Source organism: Bacillus sp. P4_D3 (assembly GCF_056401855.1).
This window is the reverse complement of sequence record NZ_JBFUIN010000226.1, coordinates 1-5,247: the sequence shown is the minus strand read 5'-3', so window position 1 is coordinate 5,247 and position 5,247 is coordinate 1. Positions and strand designations below refer to the sequence as shown.

Genomic DNA, 5,247 nt, shown 5'->3' with positions numbered 1-5,247 from the left:
CTCCATACATATCATAAAGCTTTAGTGCCATCATTAAATTGAATCTTACTTCGGCATGATTTAAATCAGCTGAAATGAGCGACTCTATTTTTTCAAGCCTGTACAAAAGTGAACTCCTATGAATATAGAGTTCTTCTGCAGCGCTTTTTACATTTCCATTATTTTGCAAAAAAACATGTAATGTATTATATAAGTCTATATTCTTTCCTTCTGAATATTTAAGTAGTGGACCAATTTGTCTATTAATAAATAGGTCTACGGCTGAAGAATGATTTAAATGATGTAAAATGGCATACGATCCTAGATCTTCAAATAGGGCAAACCCCTGTTTGCGAAAGCGACTGTCTAAAATATTTAGAGCTTGTATTGCCTGCTGATAACTAATAAAATAGTCTTCTAGTTGCTGCGTACCCCCACCAATCCCTATCAATACACTACAGGAAATAGGTGATGAACCTATCCATTTTTGGATGCTATGATATAATGATTCCCAAAATTTTTTCGAGCTGTTTTTCTGCTTTTCAATGGGCACAATTAAGAGTTGCTCCTCAATATGGGAGGCAGCTAAAATGCCAGTTCCTAGTTCCGGGAGACGCGACTTAATCAAATCCCATATAAGTGATTTTTTCGCTTGCTGTTCGAGGATGTTCCCTTTTCTTAATTCTTTCTCCTCAAGAGAAATCGACAATACAGCTATTCGATGGTTTTTGAAAAGATCCCATTGATACAAGTTTGCATATTGCAAAATACTATCTCGATCTTCTATTTTTTCAGTGAGCAATTTACTAATAAAACTGTCTTTCATCTGCTCTTTCGTGTCTAGAACGAGCTTTTGTTTAATAAACTGAATTGAGCAAATATTACGAGCTAAATCAACTGTCAATTGATCAAATTCATCCATTCTCCCGCTAGGTCTTCGCACCGCTAAATAACCTAGTAAATTACCGCCCCCATTGATTAACCAAAATGAAAAACAATAACCAATATGTTTTGGATCATTAACATGAAAAGTATCAGTGATTCGTTGCTTTCTTCGTTCTTCTCTTGCCAATTCAGCTAGTTGTTCTGTTAGCTGGTTACCGTTCTCTGTTTTCTCAGTATTAAATGAAACAGGCTGCATAAAGCTATCAAAAATAATAACAGAGTCCTGAAACAGACTGCCAAGCATTGTTGTAATTCCTTCAAAGTTATTATCCTCGACCGTTTCTTTTAACAAAGCTTGTTGGTAATCTAAGAGAAGATGAAGGCGTTGCTTATGTTCTTTCTCTCCATTATATAGCCTTGCATTATCAAGTATAGTGGCCAAATGATTAGCAAGCATTTCCAATGCTTTTAAATCGTCCTTCGAAAAGACTCCTTCACGTTTATTTTCAACATGTAGAACTCCAATTGGTTTCATGTCAATAACCAACGGAACCGTAACCTGTTCACCACCAATGGTCTCAAAAAATGGAAAGTGCTCTTTGAGTACATATTTTTCCTCAACCATGATTTTCTGTGGACACTCCATTTCCCCATATGAAGGCGGCTGAAAAACAAAACAGTTTTCCTCCTCGTTATAAAGGTAAATACATGCAAAATTCGCATCTGTTCCAATTCCAGCTTTAGAAGTTAACTCAAATATATGCTGTTCTAACGGTACATCTAGCGAAAGATTCTTACTAATCCATCCAAATCCTTCGATTTTTTTAAACTGCGCTTCCTTTTGTCTAGCCACTGCTATAGCCACTGCTAAGTCTTTTCCAAACTCCTCAAATGATATTTCCATATCTAAAAGAGGAACATGACTTAAAAAGGCAACGATACAAAAACCAAAATGCTGTATGTCATCTTTTAGTGGGACGGTAAACCAAGTCTTCACACCAGCATGTTTCAATGTTTCCGCCAGGACGCACTCCCCTGGAGAATCTGCCGTTTGATCCGTTATGCTTTGATATTGAAGTTTCGAAGAACATTCATCAGAATGAAGAGGAAAGGCTGAAGCTAAGGAAGTTAAATTCCCGCTCCATGCTCTTGGTAAAAACTGCCCTCCTTCATTTAAAATTACAGCTACAAAGTCACAATATAGTTCAGCGCAAAAGGAATCGGTTAAATACTGAAATGCTTCTTCTTCAGTATCAATCTTAATAAGCTGACGTGATGTGTTACGTAAATGATATTCTACTTTTTTCATTAGCTTCTCTCTTTTGTTGTCAGCCACGAACCATCTCCTCCATTTCACCTTTTCTATCTATTGTAAAAGAAGAGATACATATTAGGAAAGGAAATATATCAAGATTCTTTTATATGAACTACCAACTACACACCACTTAACACCCTTTCGGGTTGTTTGAAGTGGGTGCTTCTTGGGAATTAGATACTTTTTACGAAGCCATAAAGATAATACCTACCCCTAAGGAAAATACCAATTACATAGCTAATTTTAGTAAGTTGATACTTGCATTTACATCTCTGTCATGACCAAAAATAGTTATTTTTTGTTTTCCCGTCCAGTACCCATCATAGATAAGTTCACCAAATAATTCATGGTTTATTTTTTTCATATTATAGAAAAAACACAGAACTTACGTTCTGTGTTTTTTAAYTTATATACGCACGAACTAACTGTTGCTATCTTCAATCAATACACACGCATTTTTCATGAATTTTTCTCTAGTAAACTAGAATTATAATTAGGTGCCAGTACGATATTCGTATAGGTTCCTGTACCCGAAAGGTACTTGTATCTATGTTCTAAACCGGCTGGAATAAAAACGGATGCAGGGCTCTCAATGATTTGAGATTCTCCTTCAATTTCCACTTCACATATAAGGCCTATACCATCTATTTTGTTCCCCCAGAAAATAAAAGCACTATCACAATGATGTGCATGAACATCTACATGTCCTTCTAAGTTATCCTCTATATGTGCATCGTAAAATACACGCTGTATCACATAAAATGATGCTCGTTCATCAGTTCTATAATCCATCTGTACCCAACGTTCTCCTGGACCATCTCGATGATATAAAAGCTCAGATGCTCCCTTTACAAATGGTTTACTAACTCGCAAAGACTTTGAAAGCCTAGACCCTTTTCTCTCTATGCGTTTTTGTTGTATGTTCCTTACTCTTCCTATCATTTCAGGTTGAATACTCTCGTATGCTGAGTAATTCTGCTGAACAGCTTTCATATGATAGGATGCGGTATGGGTAAATACATTATTTCCAATAATTGGTCTCCAATGATCTACTTTACAACCAGTAGCTAATTGAAGAGATTGAGTTAATTCAGGGATCATCTGTAGTTTAAAGTACGGATGATTACGCTTTTGAGATAATAAAACGGATAAATTTAGCAGGTCCACAATCCCGGCACGTTCACCTATTCCGCACAACGTGGTATCAATAACAGATGCTCCTGAATCAATTGCCGCAAGAGCATTTGCCATGGCTAATCCTAAATCATTATGAAGATGAACTTCAATCTCACAAGGGAATGTCTCAACGGATTTCTTCACGATTGTCGCACACTGAGCTGGCTCCCAAATTCCTACAGTGTCTGCTAAACTAATTCGATCTGCTCCAGCTATATGTGCAACTTGTCCAATGTAGGCGATATCTTCCCATTCAGTTCGTGAAGCATCTTCAATAGTAAAACGGATTTTCATTCCTAAAGATTTTGCTTCTTCAATAGCTTGTTTCACCTGATTAATAACATAATCTTTTGATCGATTGGTATACTTTGTTTGTAAAGAAATAGGATTAATAGACGCCCAGATTCCTATCCAATCGGCACCAGCACGAAAAGCCGCATGAACTTCTTCTTTTTTCGCTCGAGCATGCATAAGTATTTCGGCGTGCTTTGCAGATGCTGCAACTTCTTGGCAAATCTCTTCTTCTTCTTCAGAGATGCCAGGGTGTCCAACTTCAATAAAACTTACTCCAAAATCCTCTAACATGTGAAGTAGTTTAATTTTGTCTTCCTTGGAGAAACGAATACCACATTGTTGTTCTCCTTCACGTAAGGTAGCATCTAATATTGTTAAAACCTTTTTCATTCCTGTTTGCCTTCTTTCGCCTCTATAAAGTTTAATGTTTGTTCGAATAGGGTATTACGATTCTTTTCATAAACAGCCCAGTGTGTTGCATCGGGGATTACTACTTCTTTCTTTTGGTTTGTACCTGTTAATTTTGACATCATATTTCGGTCTGCAAATATGTCATCTTCACCATAAATAACAAGTACTGGGGCAGTAATTTTAGATACATCATATAGAGGCTGATTTTTCCAAATATAAAATAAATCTTCAAGTGGACCAACTGGTCGACGAATCGTTTGATTATTTTTCTTACTCATAGGATCTGAATCAATAAAAACTTGTTTTACGGCATCCATTGCTTCGTTTGTAACAATTTTTTTATTTCCCATCATCATATGCCAATGATGCATTCCTTTATCAAAGTCCACCATTTGATAGGCTGATGCTTCAGGATTAAATTGATTAGCTTGTAATGGATTTTCAAGAGGTTTTGTCATCATAGGAAGCGTGAATCCATGCATATATCCGTATAACATCAGTTTATTAATATCTTGTGGATGGGATATCGCATAATTTCCGGCCACAACGCCTCCATATGACCATCCAACAATATGAATTTTTTTTACGTTTCTCTTCTTTTTAATCCAATTTACAATTGTTTCTAGATCCTTAGTTGCATCATTCAAATGAATAACCGGACGGTTTTGGACAGGGGAATCTGACATTTCTTTAGGGCGAGAAGAACGACCAAACCCTCTGAAATCCATAGCCCAAGTATCATATCCTTTTTGGGCATACTCATCCATCCACGAAAATTTTGGTACATCAAATGCTTGAGCTGTAGGTACACTAAATGGTTCTAAAAATAAGATAATTTCATCAGATGTATACTGTTTTTTATTATTTAAGTTTTTATGAAGTAAAAATAATTTTTCTTCACCTTGCTGAATTTCTAATTCTTGTTTTACCACTTTAGAAGTTTGATCATTTTGAGAAGTTTCTTTGATATTAGAACAACTAGACATAAGTATTATCACAAAAATCCCTACTAAACTCATATGTTTCCATTTTATCTTCATTTAGAATATTCCTTTCATTTCATAGAAATAATAGCTATTATCCCTGCCGCAATAATTAATCCGGCTGGTAACCCTTTTGTAAATAATACAGCAATAAGAGTACCTATTAAGACACCTAACAATATCGTAGGATTCATAGGTAGAACT

4 protein-coding genes are annotated in these 5,247 nt (G+C 35.9%); all 4 read right to left on the bottom strand.

Annotated elements, in window-relative coordinates:
- Nucleotides 1-2,200, bottom strand: a 2,200-nt coding sequence (locus AC1DTM_RS17815) for a helix-turn-helix domain-containing protein (RefSeq protein WP_477000579.1), incomplete at its 3' end; no start/stop codon positions are given.
- A gap of 438 nt (nucleotides 2,201-2,638) precedes the next feature.
- Nucleotides 2,639-4,039 (bottom strand): homocitrate synthase/isopropylmalate synthase family protein, encoded by a 1,401-nt coding sequence (locus AC1DTM_RS17810; RefSeq protein WP_088099183.1) that lies wholly within the window; start codon nucleotides 4,037-4,039, stop codon nucleotides 2,639-2,641.
- On the bottom strand, nucleotides 4,036-5,100 hold the full coding sequence (locus AC1DTM_RS17805; protein WP_016105259.1) for an alpha/beta hydrolase: 1,065 nt from the start codon (nucleotides 5,098-5,100) through the stop codon (nucleotides 4,036-4,038). Before AC1DTM_RS17805 ends, AC1DTM_RS17810 begins: the two co-directional genes overlap by 4 nt.
- Before the next feature lie 14 nt (nucleotides 5,101-5,114).
- On the bottom strand, nucleotides 5,115-5,247 hold a 133-nt coding region (locus AC1DTM_RS17800; protein ID WP_477000580.1), incomplete at its 5' end, for a DUF441 family protein.